16 protein-coding genes are annotated in these 15800 nt (G+C 58.2%); 7 read left to right on the top strand and 9 right to left on the bottom strand.

Annotated features, from left to right (window positions below):
• Positions 1-191: 191 nt before the first annotated feature.
• Positions 192-926, bottom strand: coding sequence for a DUF1223 domain-containing protein (locus FEZ62_RS18965; protein ID WP_172929427.1), 735 nt, complete (start codon positions 924-926; stop codon positions 192-194).
• Positions 927-1070: 144 nt separating this feature from the next.
• Between FEZ62_RS18965 and nfuA the strand changes: the two genes are divergently transcribed.
• A complete protein-coding gene (gene nfuA, locus FEZ62_RS18960) occupies positions 1071-1655 on the top strand; it encodes a Fe-S biogenesis protein NfuA (RefSeq protein ID WP_069900234.1) in 585 nt (194 codons plus the stop codon).
• 96 nt (positions 1656-1751) lie between these two features.
• On the opposite strand, the gene FEZ62_RS18955 is transcribed toward nfuA, so the two are convergent.
• Positions 1752-3518 (bottom strand): diguanylate cyclase, encoded by a 1767-nt coding sequence (locus tag FEZ62_RS18955; protein ID WP_242454994.1) that lies wholly within the window; start codon positions 3516-3518, stop codon positions 1752-1754.
• A gap of 189 nt (positions 3519-3707) precedes the next feature.
• Here FEZ62_RS18955 and FEZ62_RS18950 point away from each other — a divergent pair, with 189 nt between their 5' ends.
• Entirely contained in the window at positions 3708-4169 is a 462-nt protein-coding gene (locus tag FEZ62_RS18950; protein ID WP_172929426.1) for a GNAT family N-acetyltransferase, read from the top strand.
• 9 nt (positions 4170-4178) lie between these two features.
• Here FEZ62_RS18950 and FEZ62_RS18945 read toward each other — a convergent pair whose 3' ends face one another.
• From FEZ62_RS18945 to FEZ62_RS18925, 5 genes are all read right to left on the bottom strand, one after another.
• Entirely contained in the window at positions 4179-5354 is a 1176-nt protein-coding gene (locus tag FEZ62_RS18945; RefSeq protein ID WP_242454999.1) for an MFS transporter, read from the bottom strand.
• Positions 5355-5418: 64 nt separating this feature from the next.
• The gene (locus FEZ62_RS18940) at positions 5419-5649 is read right to left on the bottom strand and encodes a DUF1272 domain-containing protein (protein ID WP_172929424.1); all 231 of its coding nucleotides are present in this window, start codon (positions 5647-5649) and stop codon (positions 5419-5421) included.
• Positions 5650-5682: 33 nt separating this feature from the next.
• The gene (locus FEZ62_RS18935) at positions 5683-6699 is read right to left on the bottom strand and encodes a helix-turn-helix domain-containing protein (protein ID WP_172929423.1); all 1017 of its coding nucleotides are present in this window, start codon (positions 6697-6699) and stop codon (positions 5683-5685) included.
• A 175-nt stretch (positions 6700-6874) separates the two neighbouring features.
• A complete protein-coding gene (locus FEZ62_RS18930) occupies positions 6875-7144 on the bottom strand; it encodes a hypothetical protein (RefSeq protein ID WP_069900240.1) in 270 nt (89 codons plus the stop codon).
• Between the two features lie 231 nt (positions 7145-7375).
• Positions 7376-8458, bottom strand: a complete 1083-nt coding sequence (locus FEZ62_RS18925) for a patatin-like phospholipase family protein (protein ID WP_172929422.1) — start codon at positions 8456-8458, stop codon at positions 7376-7378.
• A gap of 174 nt (positions 8459-8632) precedes the next feature.
• Between FEZ62_RS18925 and FEZ62_RS18920 the strand changes: the two genes are divergently transcribed.
• The 4 genes from FEZ62_RS18920 to FEZ62_RS18905 are packed head-to-tail and all read left to right on the top strand — an operon-like array spanning position 8633 to position 11234.
• Positions 8633-8944: a hypothetical protein gene (locus FEZ62_RS18920; protein WP_069900389.1), complete on the top strand. Its 312-nt coding sequence runs from the start codon at positions 8633-8635 to the stop codon at positions 8942-8944.
• On the top strand, positions 8941-9246 hold the full coding sequence (locus FEZ62_RS18915) for a PepSY domain-containing protein (RefSeq protein ID WP_172929421.1): 306 nt from the start codon (positions 8941-8943) through the stop codon (positions 9244-9246). The genes FEZ62_RS18920 and FEZ62_RS18915 overlap by 4 nt, the downstream gene beginning before the upstream one ends.
• Entirely contained in the window at positions 9247-9915 is a 669-nt protein-coding gene (locus FEZ62_RS18910; protein ID WP_172929420.1) for a response regulator transcription factor, read from the top strand.
• Positions 9912-11234, top strand: coding sequence for an ATP-binding protein (locus FEZ62_RS18905; protein ID WP_172929419.1), 1323 nt, complete (start codon positions 9912-9914; stop codon positions 11232-11234). Before FEZ62_RS18910 ends, FEZ62_RS18905 begins: the two co-directional genes overlap by 4 nt.
• Positions 11235-11297: 63 nt before the next feature.
• Here the strand turns inward: FEZ62_RS18905 and FEZ62_RS18900 are convergent, their stop codons facing one another.
• A complete protein-coding gene (locus FEZ62_RS18900) occupies positions 11298-13442 on the bottom strand; it encodes a methyl-accepting chemotaxis protein (protein WP_172929418.1) in 2145 nt (714 codons plus the stop codon).
• A 123-nt stretch (positions 13443-13565) separates the two neighbouring features.
• A complete protein-coding gene (locus FEZ62_RS18895; RefSeq protein ID WP_172929417.1) occupies positions 13566-14162 on the bottom strand; it encodes an NAD(P)H-dependent oxidoreductase in 597 nt (198 codons plus the stop codon).
• Positions 14163-14346: 184 nt separating this feature from the next.
• On the opposite strand from FEZ62_RS18895, the gene FEZ62_RS18890 reads away from it, so the two are divergent.
• Positions 14347-15666, top strand: coding sequence for a Na+/H+ antiporter family protein (locus tag FEZ62_RS18890; RefSeq protein WP_069900247.1), 1320 nt, complete (start codon positions 14347-14349; stop codon positions 15664-15666).
• Positions 15667-15800: the final 134 nt, after the last annotated feature.

Here is a 15800-nt window from a genome sequence, read left to right as displayed (position 1 = left end):
GCGCAGGGCTGGTTGAGTTCTGTAGGAGAATTCAGCTAGCTCTGTACGATTCATTGGCAATGGCGTGATGGTGAAGGGCGCTTAATTGAGCGTCAGATCAATCAAGAGCAGATCGCGTGCAGTCCTTGGGGCGCTATGACGGAAGCCGCGATGCGGATTCCATCCTCCGGCTCGAAGACAAACAGGCATATTTACCTTTTAATCCAGCCGGCCACTGCCTGATAAGGCTGCAGCTGCCCTGGCTGATTGATCCACGCAACAATCGCCTGACGCTTACCTTGCTCGTTGGGGTACAAGCGTGTCGACCAGTTCAGCGGCTGCTTGGCCGCCACCTGCTGCAGCGACAACACAACAAAATCATGGTGCAGTAGTTTGCCGGCGTTCTCGCCGCGAACCACTTTGCTGTCCAGATCAAAACCCAAACGCGCGACATACGCGATCATGTCGGTTGGCGCGGTGGTTTGCGGCTTGAACGATAACTCGACGTTATCTTTGTCCAGCTTCAGATCCAGCACCCCAACCGTTTGCCCCTTTGTCACAGGCAGGGTCTTGTTCTCGAACCAGCCACGCCACTCCTGTCCGGCGAGCATGAAGCCTGGCGTGTAAACCGCACGGGCACTGCCGATTTGCGCATAACCACGCTGGCGCGCGCTGTACGCTGGATTGGCGAAGCGGTCAGCCCAGCCGAGCTGATCCCAGTAATCGACATGGAACGCCAGCGGTATAAAATCGCGCCACAGTCCTGGCTCATCAACCAGCTGACTCAGCCACGCCTCTGCTGGCGGGCATGAGCTACAGCCTTCAGAGGTGTAGACTTCAAGCAGCGCAGTGCTGGTTTCGCCGCTGCTGTAATGCACCGCGGCAGCAGAATAGGCGGCTGAACCCAAGGCCAGCACTGCAAGCAGCGACGAAAGGGCCGTTTTCATACAGGTTTTCTCGAATTGGATATCCGTTTGATAGAGAGCGTGCTCGCGCGATTGTTACACTGAAATTAACCTGACTTTTTTACTCGGGCTTTATCCCGCAAGGCAGGTTGGCGTACACTGGATGCATGTTTGTGAGGAGTTGCCATGAGCACTATTACTATTACTGATGCGGCACACGATTATCTGGCTGACCTGCTGAGCAAGCAGAGCACTGACGGCATAGGTATTCGGGTGTTTATTACCCAACCGGGTACGCAATACGCCGAAACCTGCATTGCCTATTGCAAGCCGGGCGAGCAAAAGCCTGAAGACACCGCAATTGGCCTGGCTTCGTTCACCGCATGGATCGACGCTGTCAGCGAGCCATTTCTGGAAGATGCCGTGGTTGATTACGCCACGGATCGTATGGGCGGCCAGCTAACCATCAAGGCGCCAAATGCCAAGGTGCCAATGGTTAACGAAGACAGCCCGCTCAACGAGCGTATCAACTATTACCTTCAGACCGAGATCAACCCGGGGCTTGCCAGCCACGGCGGTCAGGTCAGCCTGATTGACGTCGTTGATGAAGGCATCGCGGTTCTGCAGTTCGGTGGCGGCTGCCAGGGCTGTGGTCAAGCTGACCTGACGCTCAAGGAAGGCATCGAGAAAACGCTGCTGGAGCGTATCCCCGAGCTTAAAGGTGTGCGTGACGTGACTGACCACAGCAACAAGGAAAATGCTTACTACTAACAGTAAGCAGGCCTCGTTGATGTGCAAAAGGCGCCCCTTGAGGCGCCTTTTTTGTTGACGCGGGCAGCTGCGGTCTGCTGCGCAAACAGCTATGGGTTAGTCGTAGCACTCAATACGGTCACGGCCATTGCGTTTGGCGCGATACAACGCGATATCACTGCGTGACAGCGAAACTTCGACTTTATCGTCTGATGGACTGATCGCTGCGATACCGACACTTACGGTCATGTGAATCGCCTGCCCGTCGTGGATCAGAGGGGCGCTTTTCAGCTCCTCTTGCAGGCGCTCGGCGAATTTGGCAGCTTTTGGGGTATCGGCATTGCTGAGTACCACGGCAAACTCTTCACCGCCAAGCCTGCCAGCTGTGTCTGAGATACGCAGTTGGGCGCGCAGCAGTTTGGCGAAATGGCGCAACACCTGATCACCCACGGTATGGCCCCACTGATCGTTGATCTTTTTGAAGTGATCCAAGTCCAGCATCAGCAGGGCGGCGCCGTGCTCAGCTTTGCGTTGCACGCTGTTCAGCTCGGCCTCGAGCTGCACCAGAAACCAGCGCCGGTTTGAAAGCTGGGTGAGTGAGTCGGTTGTGGCAAAGACCTGCAGTTCAGCCTCGATGCTCTTATGGGGGCTGATATCGGCAATGAACCCGTGCCACAGCACGCTGCCGTCCGGCATTTGTTTGGGCCGCGCATCGCCTTGGCGCCAGCCCACTCCACGGCCGGGAATCAGCACTCGGTATTCATAGTGCCAAGGCGTGAGATCTCGCGTGGTGCTGTCGAAGGAGTGCAGGTATCCCGCCAGATCCTGTGGGTGAATCGTGCTGCGCAAGGCGTGCGGATCGCTCAGCAGTTGTTCAGGGGTTATACCGAACAGCTCGTAGCTGCCCGCGCTGACGTAGGTAAACCGCAGGTCGCCGTCGGCGCTGCGTTGAAACTGGAAAGCCATTCCCGGAATTTCATCGGTGAGATCAGTGAGCAGAGTGGCGGTTTTGCGCGACTGCTCACTCAGCTCATGTTTGGAGGTGATGTCGGTCGTTGTGCCGACCATGCGCAGTGATTCACCTGCCGCATTACGTTCGACCACCTTGCCACGGCTGCATACCCACTTGTAGCTGCCATCTTTGCAGCGTATCCGGTGTTCAACTTCGTACTCACCGGTGCGATGTTGCAGGTGATCGGCTATGGTCGCTTTAACATAGGCCAGGTCATCCGGGTGCACGCGGGTATAACTTTCTTCGATGCGGTTACCAATTTCATGGTCGGCATAGCCGAGCAATGCTTTCCAGCCGCTCGAATAGTAAATCTCGCCGCTGAGCACATTGCGGTCCCAAACACCGGTTCCGCTGCCGGAAATGGCCAGCGCCATGCGCCGCTCACTGTCGCGCAGCGCCTCAAGTTCCTGCGCTTGGCGGGCGATTTGCGCTTCTTGCTCAAGAAACTGCGCTGCAAAGCGGGCGACGACCAGCAGGCTGGCATGTTGCGCCGCATCCAGAACATAAGGCTCGTCGTGCAGCAAACACAGAACCCCGAGCAACTCACCTTCAACCGCGCGCAGCGGGCAGGCCGCAATGAATCTCAACGAAGGTGACTCGGCGAGCGCTGCACGGTTTATCCGGGCATCAGACTGAGCATCTGTAACGGTTAAAATGCTGTCGGTGGTGTTCAGGGAGGAGGTTAGGCTATTGAGCAGCAAAGCAGTGCTTACAGGGGCTCCGTCGAGCGCGCGGGATATCAGATGGGCGCCTTTGCCGACCGATATCAGTGCGGACTTAAGCCCGAGCTGTTGGCGAAGAAGACGGACCATACTGCTTAGCGGGTCATCGTTGGCGCTATCGAGCACCGCAAAATCACTCAGTGACTGCATTTACACTCTACTTCACCGAACAGAATTAGCCGGCGGACTTTACGCGGGGTGGTGAGCCTATAGTCTAACTATAGTGGCCCTGTGCTGTCATAGCCCGCAATCAATAATATCAAGTTCCTGCACGGCCAATACAACGATCACACAGGCAGGGCTTTTTAAAGCAGGAACCGACATGTGTAAGGCGTACCGATGATTGAGATGGACTGGCTTGTCAGTCATATGCAGCACAGCGATCGACTGGCGCAGTGGTTGTATGAGCAATTCAGCTATGAATATGCCGGGCAGAGCCTGGACGAGTGGCAGGCCGAGTTTGCCGATGGCCAGATCAATGGCGACTGGCTGACCCTGATTGCCCATGAGCACGGGCAGTTGCTGGGCAGCGCTGCATTGGCGACGAATGATTTGCAGCAGCGGGCAGATCTCGGCCCATGGTTGGCGTGTGTGTATGTGGCGCCCCATGCGCGCGGGCATGGCCTGGCGGAAGAACTGGTGGCAAGGATTTGTGCAACAGCGCAAGCGCAAGGCGTCGAGCGCTTGTATCTGCACACCCACGACCGCCAAGACTACTACGCTGCGCGCGGATGGACGGCGCTTGAAAGCTTTCAGGCCTGGGGTTCGAGCCATTGCTTGATGGCCCGTGACCTCCGGTGATGGTTGGGTTTATGAGCCCGACAGCTGCGCTTTGCCGCCGCGTACCGGCCAGAGCATCATCAGTGCAAGAATAATCAGCGGCAGCATCCCGATATTCACCGCCCCCCAGCCAAGGCTGTTTATCAGTGCGCCCGAGGCAAATGAGGAGAGGGCGGCGACACTGCCATTGCTCAGCTCCATCAAGCCTTGTGCGTGGCCACGTTCATGGGCTGCATAGCCTTGTGCAAGCAATGTGGTGCCCGCGACGAGCATCAGGTTCCAGCCGACGCCCAGCAGTACTGAGCTGATCATAAAGTACGCCTGGCCAATCCCGCTGAAACCGATGCCGGCACTGGCTAACAGAATCAGCGCGCCGAGCACCGCCACCGTCAGGCTGCCAAGTTTATCGACCAAAGGGCCAGCAAAAAAAGCGGGCAGAAACATGCCAAGCAAATGCCACTGAATTACCTGTGTGCTTTGCTCGATTGCAAATCCACACATCTGCATGGCCAGCGGCGTTGCGTTCATGACCAAAATCATTAAGCCGTGGGCGACTGCGGTCGTGGTTATCGCCGCCCGAACTATGGGCCGCGTGAGCAGCTCGCGCATGGCGCCAAAGCCGCCGGGCGCGGGGGCAATGAGGCTGCCGCCCGCCAGCTGCGAGAGAATCAGCCCTGCGCCGGCCGCCAGCACAGCAACCAGCAGGTAGGCGCCGACAAAGGGTGCGCTGATGAGAGTTTTAGACAACTGCATCAGGCTCGGTGCAATCAGGGCGGCGACCACGCCACCGGCAATGACATAGGCTGTGGCACGGCCTTTTTCTGACTCACTCACAGCTTCCAGCGCGGCAAACCGATAGAACATAGAAGACGCCTGATACGCACCAATCGGCAATGCGCCTAAGCACAGCAAGGTGAAATCCCCCAGCCATACACCCAGTGCGCTGATCAAGCCGCCAACTACGCCGCAGGCGGCGCCCAGCATGAAGCCAGCGCGCCGGCCCCTGCGTTGCATGAACACCGATAACGGCTGTACAGCCATTAAGTTTCCGAGCACCAATAACGCCAGCGGCAGGGTCGCGAGGATATTCAGCGGTGCAAGCTGCAGGCCGATTAGCGCAGTCAGGGTAATCCCGACCATTGCGCAACTCCAATACAGGGCCTGGCAAATAAACAGGCGCAGCACAGTGCGGTTTTCAAGGAGCAGCATGGGTCTCAACCTTAGATTCAATCGTATTGATGCGGGCTGTTCTGCACCGGTAATCGGCACGTCATTTGGTAGCGTGGACGCGTGTGGTCGAGGCCGGAAAGCGCTGGATTTTCTCGCTTGGGCGGCGAGGGCGACGCACCAGTTCACCGGCGCAGTTTGGGCATTTGCCTTTGAGCGTGGTCTGCGCACAATGCGCGCAGAACGTGCACTCAAACGAGCAAATCAGCGCGTTGTCGGCATCGAATGGCAGGTCGCAATCGCAGCATTCACAGTTAGGGCGTAGTTCGAGCATGTTGGCTCCGTGTACGGTCGGTTAAGTTGCTGATTAATGGCTGGCCAGTTGACGCGCTCCAAAGCGCTCGGCGTACTCTTGCGGGCTCACTGCCAGATGCTTGTGAAAACTGCGGCGCAGGTTTTCCGGGTGGCCGAATCCTGCAAGCCGCGCGACGGTGCTGATTGATACATGGCCGGCGCCAAGCAGATTGCGCGCAGATTCGACCCGCACTTGCTCGACATAACGGCCAGGGCCGACGCCCAACTCCTGGACAAACAGGCGCGACAGCGTGCGCGGGCTCATGTGCGCCTGCTCGGCAAGTGTCTCGAGTGAAAGGTCGGCGTTAAGGTTGTGCGGTATCCATTCAAGCAAGGCAGCAAGGCGGGGCACCCGACTGGGCTCGGGCGTTAACAGGGCGCTGAACTGGCTCTGGCCGCCGGGCCTGCGCAAGAACATCACCAACCGCCGGGCCACAGCCAATGCCATTGGCCGGCCCAGATCGGCTTCGATCAAAGCCAGCGCAAGATCAATCCCGGCGGTAACGCCCGCCGATGTAAACAGGTGCGCCGAGCCGTTGAGGTCTTGCGGGTCGTAGGTATGCAGTTGGTCCGCGCTAACTTCGACTTGCGGATAGCGGCTGCGCAAGGTGTCGATATCGGCCCAATGCGTGGTTGCCTTGCAGCCATCCAGTAATCCGGCTGCGGCCAGGATCAATGCGCCCGAGCAGACAGAACCAAGTCTGCGGATGTGCGGCTCGCCGAGTGCAAGCCAATTGAGCAACTGCAGGTTGGCACATTGCGCTGTCTCGCCAATTCCACCCGGTATCAGCAGGGTGTCCAGTGAGTTTGGCGCTGTGTCTGCCAGCGCTTGATCGGCGACGATAGCAAAACCGGCCGAGGTGGCTACCGGGCCAGGGGTTTGCGCCAATACGGTGATGCGGTAATACGCCGGCAAACCCTGACGCTGGCGCTCTACGTTGGCGGAGGCAAAGACTTGCAGCGGCCCGGTGACGTCGAGGCTCATGACGTCCGGATAGATCAGGCAGGCGATTGTTTTGAGCGAGTCCATTGGCAACCCCGAATGAGTGTTGGCAACAGTTTGCGCTCAGAGAGAGGCTGGCAACAAGGTCAATAAACCCACAGATATTGCCAAGTACGGCGAATGAACGAGGGGAGGTGGAGCAGGGCGCGTGTGCGTTCAGGCACGCGCCCTTGTTGGCTGTAAAGCCACTTGCAGCGCGGAATTACTCCGGCATGCTCCACGGGGCTAGCGTATAACCCTGACGGCTGAGTTCTTCGCGTGAGGCGATCAACGCCTGAGCCAGTTGGGCCGGGTCACTGTAAGTCAGGCTCGACAGCTGGGTGCGGTTGAGTGCACGGGTGCTGGTGCGGTCGATAACAGTGAGCGAAATCGCGTCAGTGCCATTTTGTGGTGACCAGGCCACGCATTGAAAAGGTTGAAAAGCGCGGTCGGCAATCAGCAGAGCTTCGTTGAAACGCAGTGGAGCATTCATGGGTCGGTTCTCCGAGTAAATCCCAGTATTCCTAACGGCCAGGCGGTGCAGCGCGGCACATTGACCAGTTATAGGTGTTGATGACTTGAGTTGACCAAGAAGTCACATGCGGGTTCGGAAAAATCCTGAGAATTCAATAAAAAAGTGAAATGAATTGATCCAGCGCAATAAAACAGGTGTTTTAAGGGAGTTTCTAGCTAATCACACCATGGGTTTCACTGGCCGGACCGTTCAAATCAGGGGTGTTATCTGCTCTGCGAGCTTGCCTGTTTCCACCAATTCGAGGAACTCATCGCCCAGCCGCTGGCTCTCGCTCATGGCTTTGCGCCAGTAACGTTCACGTCCCAGATCGTCGCCCAAGAACCGTTTGAAGTCTTTACGATCAGGCAACTTGGCAAACGGCAGGCTGGCCAGATACGCCTGCGACGGCGCAAGGAGCAATACATCCTGCATGCGCGACGCATCGGCACGCCGCCAGGGCATGGTCTTGTCGAACCAGCCGGGAATCACCCGGTCGGTGAAGTGCGGATACAACACGATGTCTTCGCCCTGAAAAGGCAGGTCAAGGTGATAGTCGAGCAAGCCGCCATCACGATAGGTCCCGGCGCCAGCGCCCGGAATGTCACGCACGCCTTCCATCACCAGAGGAATCGAGCCGGAGGCCAGCAAGGCATGGCGCAGATTGCCGATATCCAGTGGCAGGTAGCGTGAAGGGAAATCGGTCAGTGGCTGTAGCGGCGGCGGCAAGCGTGCGTCGTGCATGATCAGCCGCTCGAAATGGCGCGACAGCCGTGCACGGCCGAGCATGTTGTTGCCAATCACCGCGCCCAGCCCCAACCCGAGTGAGCGCGGCTGATCCAGCGCGAGCAGGCCATGGCTTTTGACCACGAGGATATTCAGTCGGTAATTCGGGTTGTCGAGTACCGCTTGGTCCTGGCCGTCGAACAATTCATCGAGCATTTGCCGGCAACTGGCGGACACCTGCGCCATGGTCACGCCTTTGGCGAATCGTTGCGAGGTGTATAACTCGCCAAGCCTGCGAATGCCTTGTGCGGAATCCGGCAAGCAGGCGCTGGCAAATCGCCAGGAACCGATCGAGGCACCGATCAGCGAGCGTTGCCGGGGCACACGTTGCAGCCAGTCGCCGAACAGGGCCAGATCCAGCCCTTGGATGCCCAGCGCCTTGGGTCCGCCCGCCGCACCCGGAATTATGCCGACATCGGCAGGTTGCAGCCCTTGCTGGCGAATTTTGTGCAAGGCGCGATGACCTGCCTTAAGGGTCAATGCCCGGGATTTGATATGAATGGCGCTCATGCGTGTCCTCCAGCCGATGGGCGATTATAGAGCGCAGAGCGAGCAGGCCAAGTGACTTCAGCCGGTGAATGGCCGCTTACAAGCCAGCTTGCTGATGATCCGGCTATTTTCAGCTTCAATTAAGTCAATGCCCATAGTGTTGTTTCGAAGCTAAACGAATATATGGGTATCAATATGAAAAGTCTTATTGCAGTCATGGTGGTCGCGCTGGTTCTGGCCGTCGCCGGCATGGCTCAGGCACGCGTACTGAGTGCCGGTGAGACCCAGCATTTGCTCGAGACCGGCACTATTCGCCCGCTTGAGCAATTGCATCAGGCGGTGCAAGACCAGTTGCCGGGTGCGCGAATTGGCCGGGGCAGTGTCGAGGAAGCCTATGGCAAATATCGCTATAAGGTTGAAGTTAAGGATGAAAAGGGTGTTGGCTGGGCTCTGACGCTGGACGCCACGGATGCGCAGTTGATTGACCAAGTGCCGGACGCCTCATGAAATCCGTTGTCTTGTGCAGTGCATTAGTCGTGATGACGTTGGCCTTGAGCGCACACGCCAAAGACCTGGATCAGGACGAAGCCCTCAGGCTGCGCCGTGAAGGTGTCATAATGCCGCTGGAACAGTTGATGCAACCCGCCTTGCAGCGTTATCCGATGGCGACGCTATTGGGTGCAGAGCTTGAGGATGAGCATGGCGTGCTGGTCTACGAAGTCGAGTTGTTGACGCAGGAAGGTGTGGTGCGCGAACTGGATCTGGATGCCCATAACGGGCAAATCCTGAAGGATGAGGAAGACGACTGAATGCGTTTGCTATTGGTTGAAGATCATGTGCCGTTGGCCGACGAGTTGGTCGCCAGCCTGAGCCGCCAGGGCTATGCAGTTGATTGGCTGGCGGATGGCCGTGATGCCGCGAGCCAGGGCGCGGTTGAACCCTATGATCTGGTCATTCTTGACCTCGGTCTGCCCGGCAAACCGGGGCTTGAGGTATTGCAGGAGTGGCGTGCAACAGGCTTGAGCATGCCGGTGTTGGTGCTGACTGCGCGCGGCTCATGGTCTGAGCGCATTGAAGGCCTCAAGGCTGGTGCCGACGACTACATGAGTAAACCCTTCCACCCGGAAGAGCTGCAATTACGAATTCAGTCATTGCTGCGCCGTGCACATGGGTTGGCCAATCAATCGCACATCGAAGCCGCCGGCCTACGCCTTGATGAGAGCCGCCAATGCGTGCACCGGGGCGACGAGGAAGTCGATCTGACCGCTGCCGAGTTCCGCTTGCTGCGCTATTTCATGCTGCATCCGGGGCGAATTCTGTCGAAGAGCCACCTTGCCGATCATCTCTACGACGGCGAGAGTGAACGCGACTCCAACGTGATTGAGGTTCACGTCAATCATCTGCGCCGTAAGTTGGGCCGCGATGCCATCGAGACGCGACGTGGCCAGGGCTATCGGTTCACAGGTGATATGGCTTGAAGTCGATCCAGCGCCAGTTAAGTATCGGCCTGATCGCCATGTTGCTGGTCGTCGGCCTGCTGCTGGCCCAGACCAGCGTGTGGCTGTTTGATAAAAGCCTGCGCAGCTACCTGCAATCCGGCCTCGAAGATGAGGCGCAAACCCTCTTGCTGGCGCTGGTGCGCGGCCCGGAAGGAATACTGCTCGACTCAACCCGACTCAGCGCTTCCTACCAGCGGCCATACTCTGGCCATTACTTTCGCATTGATGCGCCAGGGCAAACCTGGCGTTCTCGTTCACTGTGGGACAGCGAACTGAAGCCCTCCAGTACCCCCGGTTTACAGCAGGCCTTGGGCGACGGCCCGCAAGCACAAAAACTGTTGACCTATCGCGGCGATTATCAGCGCTTCGGCAAGCCGCTTTCGATTTACGTGGCCGAGGACTACACGCCGGTTCTCAAAAGCGTCAGGCGTGTTCAGCAGATCGGTTTGGCGATGGGCATTGCCGCGCTGTTCGTGCTGTTGTTGCTGCAACGCTGGCTGGTGCACCGCGCGTTGCGTCCACTTGAGCAGACCCGCAAACAGATCGCCCAATTGCAGCAAGGGCAACGCGCCGAGCTGGATAACGAGGTGCCGGAAGAACTGATGCCGCTGGTAGGTCAGATCAACCATCTGTTGGCCCATACCGAAGAAACCCTCAAACGTTCGCGCAATGCGCTGGGCAATCTCGGCCACGCCATGAAAACCCCGCTGGCGGTGCTGTTCAGTCTGGCTTCGCGTGAGGAGCTGGTGCAGTTACCCGAGATTCGCAAGAACCTAGAAGATCAGCTCGAGCAGATAGAGCAGCGCATGGGCCGGGAGTTGGGTCGTGCGCGGTTAGCCGGTGATGTATTGCCGGGTGCCTATTTCGACTGCGATCGCGAATTGCCAAGCCTGGTTTCGACACTGGCGATGATTCACCGGCGCGATATCAATCTGCAGTGGCACGCCAAACCGGGTCTGCGACTGGCGCGTGATCGCGAAGACGTGCTGGAGCTGCTGGGCAACTTGCTCGACAACGCCTGCAAGTGGGCAAACAGTCAGGTTGAACTGCACATCGAGACTACGGCGCAGGGCTATTGCATCCGGGTCGATGATGACGGCCCCGGAATTGCCGAAGAGAAACGCAGTGAGGTGCTCAGCCGCGGCATTCGGCTGGATGAACAAGTCAGCGGCCACGGCCTTGGGCTGGGCATTGTGCGCGATATTGTCGAGGCCTGGGGCGGGAGCATTGAGCTTGAGCAAAGTGATCTCGGCGGTTTGCGCGTACAGATCACGCTGCCGATGCGTCCGCATATTTAATTACGCCCAAACAACAACGCCCGATGCACTCCACCGGGCGTTGTTGTTTGTGGCAGATCAGGTTCAGACGCGGAACTGATCCATCAGGCCCTGTTGTTGATTGGCCAGCCGGTTGAGGTTCTGGCTGACCTGCGCACTTTCGTCCGCTTGCAGGGTGATCGACTCGGTGACATCGCGAATCGAGGCCACGTTGCGGTTGATCTCTTCGGCCACCGAGCTTTGCTCTTCGGCGGCGCTGGCGATTTGCATGTTCATGTCGGTAATCACACTCACCGCCTGACTGATGCGTTGCAGCGCGGCTACCGCTTGCTCGACCTGCAGCACGCTGCCCTGAGCCTGGCGATGGCTGCTCTGCATGGTGTTGACCACTTCACGGGTGCCGCCTTGCAGGTTCTCGATTACCTGACGAATTTCTTCGACTGAATCCTGTGTGCGGCGCGCCAGATTGCGCACCTCATCGGCCACGACCGCAAAACCACGACCGGCTTCACCGGCGCGCGCCGCCTCGATAGCTGCGTTGAGCGCGAGCAGGTTGGTTTGCTCGGCAATCGAGCGGATCACTTCCAGCACCGAACCGATTTGTTCGCTGCTGGTGGCCAGCCCCTCGACTTCTTCCATGGCCACGCTCATCTCATTGGCCAGCAACTCGATCGAGGAGGTGGTCTGGTTGATAACGCCCAGACCTTCGTGTGTCGCCTGATCAGCGCTACGGGCCGCATCGGCTGCCTGTGCTGCGCTTTGCGCGACGTCATGCGCAGTTGCGCTCATTTCCTGAAAGGCTGTGGCCACCTGATCGACTTCACGGAACTGTTGCTGCATGCCCGCACTGGTCTGGCTGGCAATCGCCGCAGACTGGTCGGCCGTGCCGCGCGCATCCACCACGCTGTGTTTCACCTCGGCAATGATCGGCTGCAGCTTGTCGAGGAAACGGTTGAACCAACCCGCCAATTCACCCAGCTCATCGGCTTTGTTGTAGGTCAGGCGGCGCGTCAGATCGCCTTCGCCCGAGGCAATATCCTTGAGCATGTTGGAAACGCCACGGATCGGTTTGGTCACGCCCAGCGCGGTCAGCCAGACCAGCCCCAGACCAACCAGTATCGCGACCAGGCCAATTAACAGCGAAACGCTGCTGTCTGTGGTGCTGCGCGAGTCGAGTTGTTGTTCCAGTTCGAGTGCTGGTGCTTGCAGCACCTTTTGCGGCACTTCAATCAGCACGCTCCAGTTGCCGGCCTCCGGGATGGGTTTAAACGGCGCAACCACGCGCAAGGAATCTCCGTGGTTGAGCGTGGCGGCCTGGCCGTTATTGATCAGCGGCAGCAGCTCGGCGGCTTGCTGCGGATAAGCCTCGGCGACTTTCTTGCTGAGCATGCCGGCATCTTTACTGTGCCCGGCGAGGAATGCCGACGGGCTGAAAATGCTGATATTGGCGGTGCCGTCATACAGGCTTGAGCTGGCATCGGTGCTGAGTTTTTGCAGGCTGTCTAGGCTGATGTCCAGGCCCATCACACCAATGACCTTGCCGTCGAGAAACAGTGGGAAAGCGATGCTGGTCATCAGCACCTGTTTGCCCGCCACATCATCAAAGTAGGGCTCAAGTACACAGGCCTTGGCGGTGTCGCGCGGGCAGGTGTACCAGGTGTTGTACGGTGCGCCACTGGCCCCGATTTCGGTGTTGTTGAGCTCGGTTTCAGTCATTGTGCTGGACTCAAGCTCGCCAGGCGTTGGTTGCGACCAGTAAAGCGAGAAGCGGCCCTTGTCGTTGCTGCCAAGCTCAGGCTGCTCGGCAAACAGCTCATCCTTGCCATCCAATGCATTCGGCTCGAACACAAGATACAAACCGAGAATCGATGGGTTGGCTTCAAGGCTGTTGCGCACTTGGCGCGTCATGTCTTCGCGCAGGTCAAAGGCGTCGAGAAAGCGCTTGTTGGCTTGATCACGCAGAAACAACACCTGGCGGGAAAAACCGTGGCCGTACTGATAGGCATCCATGAAGTAACGCTGAATGCGGATTGCCTGCAGTTCGGCACGGGATTCCAGACGCTTCTCGGCGCTTTCCCTGAGCATTTCGCTGCTTGAGGTGCGGACAAATTCGGCAGTGCGATTGCTTTGCAGCATGGACGCGCTGACCAGCAGGACCACCACGGCAAACAGGCAAAGACCTGCCAGCAAGGAGATTTTCAATTGGATGGAGAGCCGACGGAACAGCATGGAGGCACCTTTGGGTTTATCTCTGGTTACCCCATCTATCGGCTAGGTATGTCTATTCTTTACAGAAAAGTGAAGCGCTACAGCGATTTACCTCACTTTTCCGTGGTTAAACCGATTGCCCGTTCACATGCCGTTGGTGAACGCCGGGTTGGCAAAGCTGATGCTCTCGCGCACAGGCTTAAGTGCTTCGGCGTATTTGCACAGAATATCCAGTGCATAGTCGGCGCGTTGGCGGATGCGTTCGTCCGCGTCGCTGGCCGTGTGGCCCTCATTCATCAGCGCCTCGACGTTACGCACGATCAAGTGTTCGGGCAGGTAGCACAACCGGCAGTTCTTGTAGCTTGAGGCGCGCAGCTCAGCAATGGGATAGGCGCCGCCGATGCCGGACGAAACGCCGACCAGCAGGCCCGGCTTATGCGCCAATTCGGTTTTGCTGGCAAAGATGAAGAAGTTCTTGATTGCCGGGCAGGCCATGCCGTTCCACTCCGGCGCAACCACCACCAGCGCATCACAGGCTTGCAGGCGTTGGCTGTATTGCTGCCACGGTCCCGGATTTTCACTTGGCCAGAGCGGCAGAGGCGCTTCTCCAAGGTCGAGCACGCTGCAGATGGGGTCTGCTGTGTGGCCGAGTTCGATCAGTCGTTGTTGCAGATGGCGGGCGACTTTTGCTGATTGGCTGTTGGCACGGCTGGAACCGGCAACCAGAACGATGTTGAGCATGACAGGTCCTTTGAGAGGGAATTCTGCAGGCTAACCAGCAATGCGCGGGTGGGCAATGGCTTGCTGCAGGTCATGGGATTAGCGATGGTGTTTTGACAGCACCGGTTGCTTGCGGCAGAGTACGCGCCTTTTTCAGCGTCGCCCGCGCGTGAATGCTGGGCTGGCGGCCATTTGGGAGCGAGTAATGAACGCAGTAATTGCAGCGGTCGGCATCATGCTGATCCTGAGCTTGTGCCGGGTGCACGTGGTTGTCGCACTTATTGTCGGCGCATTGGCCGGTGGCATGATCGGCGGGCTGGGTATCGAAGGGTCGCTGAAGGCCTTCAACGATGGCCTGGGTGGCGGTGCTACGGTTGCATTGTCTTATGCGCTGCTGGGTGCATTCGCAGTTGCCATCGCCAAGTCTGGCATGGCGCATGCGCTGGCAGATAAAGCCCTGACCATGGTCGGCAAGCAAGAACAGCAGGGCGCCGGGCCGTTGAAGTGGATTTTGCTGGCGCTGCTGCTCTGCGTGGCGATCTCTTCGCAGAACATTCTGCCGATTCACATTGCCTTCATTCCGCTGCTGGTTCCGCCGCTGTTGTATGTAATGAGCAAAATGCAGCTCGACCGTCGCCTGATCGCCTGCGTGCTCACGTTTGGTCTGGTAACGCCTTATATGTTCTTGCCGGTAGGGTTTGGCGGGATCTTCCTGAAAGAGATTCTGCTCGGTAACGTCGCCAAGGCCGGTGTCGATATCACCGGTATCAGCGTGACGCACGCAATGGCCTTGCCTGCACTGGGCATGCTCTGCGGCCTGCTGGTGGCCGTGTTGTTCAGCTACCGCAAGAAGCGCGTATATGACCTTGAGAAAATCGAGCAGGTCGAGCGCGCAGACGTCAGCTACAACCCCAAAAGCTTGCTGGTTGCCGGCGTTGCTGTGGCCGTGGCGTTTGTGGTGCAACTATGGCTCGACTCGATGATTATCGGGGCGCTGGCCGGTTTCGTGATTTTCTCTGTTTCCGGCGTGGTGCGCTGGAAAGAAGCCGATGACCTGTTCACCGAAGGCATGAAGATGATGGCCATGATCGGCTTCATCATGATCGCCGCCGCAGGTTTCGCCGAAGTGATGCGTGCCACCGGCGATGTGAAGAGTCTGGTAGACAGCGCCGCCACGCTGATCGGCAACAACAAAGCCATTGGCGCGTTGCTTATGCTGCTGGTGGGTTTGCTGGTGACCATGGGCATTGGCTCTTCGTTCTCGACGGTGCCAATCATTGCCGCGATTTTCGTGCCGCTGGGCGTGCAGTTGGGTTTCAGTCCGATCGCCATTGTCTGCATCGTCGGCACCGCTGGTGCGCTGGGTGATGCCGGCTCGCCCGCGTCTGATTCGACACTGGGGCCAACCTCGGGCCTAAACATCGACGGCCAGCACAACCATATCTGGGACAGCGTGGTGCCGACCTTCCTGCACTACAACATCCCGCTGATTATCTTCGGCTGGGTCGCGGCGATGGTTCTGTAAGCACCTTCGCAGGGCGGATGAACACTCTGTTCATCCGCCTTTCGCTGCACATCTTTTCCCGCTAATCCTGCCTCTATACCGCTCAATCAGCTCCTTCTGATCAATACACGCCAAGACCAGCCTGCCGCCCAGCA

The sequence above is a fragment of the Pseudomonas sp. MS19 genome (genome assembly GCF_013277615.1).
GTDB classification, from domain to species: domain Bacteria; phylum Pseudomonadota; class Gammaproteobacteria; order Pseudomonadales; family Pseudomonadaceae; genus Aquipseudomonas; species Aquipseudomonas marincola.
This window is presented reverse-complemented; position numbering and strand designations above follow the sequence as displayed.

Bases quoted from the DNA above. Each gene is read 5' to 3' on its own strand.
- FEZ62_RS18965 (WP_172929427.1), bottom strand. From the start codon at position 926: ATGAAAACGGCCCTTTCGTCGCTGCTTGCAGTGCTGGCCTTGGGTTCA.
- nfuA (WP_069900234.1), top strand. From the start codon at position 1,071: ATGAGCACTATTACTATTACTGATGCGGCACACGATTATCTGGCTGAC.
- FEZ62_RS18955 (WP_242454994.1), bottom strand. From the start codon at position 3,518: ATGCAGTCACTGAGTGATTTTGCGGTGCTCGATAGCGCCAACGATGAC.
- FEZ62_RS18950 (WP_172929426.1), top strand. From the start codon at position 3,708: ATGATTGAGATGGACTGGCTTGTCAGTCATATGCAGCACAGCGATCGA.
- FEZ62_RS18940 (WP_172929424.1), bottom strand. From the start codon at position 5,649: ATGCTCGAACTACGCCCTAACTGTGAATGCTGCGATTGCGACCTGCCA.
- FEZ62_RS18935 (WP_172929423.1), bottom strand. From the start codon at position 6,699: ATGGACTCGCTCAAAACAATCGCCTGCCTGATCTATCCGGACGTCATG.
- FEZ62_RS18930 (WP_069900240.1), bottom strand. From the start codon at position 7,144: ATGAATGCTCCACTGCGTTTCAACGAAGCTCTGCTGATTGCCGACCGC.
- FEZ62_RS18925 (WP_172929422.1), bottom strand. From the start codon at position 8,458: ATGAGCGCCATTCATATCAAATCCCGGGCATTGACCCTTAAGGCAGGT.
- FEZ62_RS18920 (WP_069900389.1), top strand. From the start codon at position 8,633: ATGAAAAGTCTTATTGCAGTCATGGTGGTCGCGCTGGTTCTGGCCGTC.
- FEZ62_RS18915 (WP_172929421.1), top strand. From the start codon at position 8,941: ATGAAATCCGTTGTCTTGTGCAGTGCATTAGTCGTGATGACGTTGGCC.
- FEZ62_RS18910 (WP_172929420.1), top strand. From the start codon at position 9,247: ATGCGTTTGCTATTGGTTGAAGATCATGTGCCGTTGGCCGACGAGTTG.
- FEZ62_RS18900 (WP_172929418.1), bottom strand. From the start codon at position 13,442: ATGCTGTTCCGTCGGCTCTCCATCCAATTGAAAATCTCCTTGCTGGCA.
- FEZ62_RS18895 (WP_172929417.1), bottom strand. From the start codon at position 14,162: ATGCTCAACATCGTTCTGGTTGCCGGTTCCAGCCGTGCCAACAGCCAA.
- FEZ62_RS18890 (WP_069900247.1), top strand. From the start codon at position 14,347: ATGAACGCAGTAATTGCAGCGGTCGGCATCATGCTGATCCTGAGCTTG.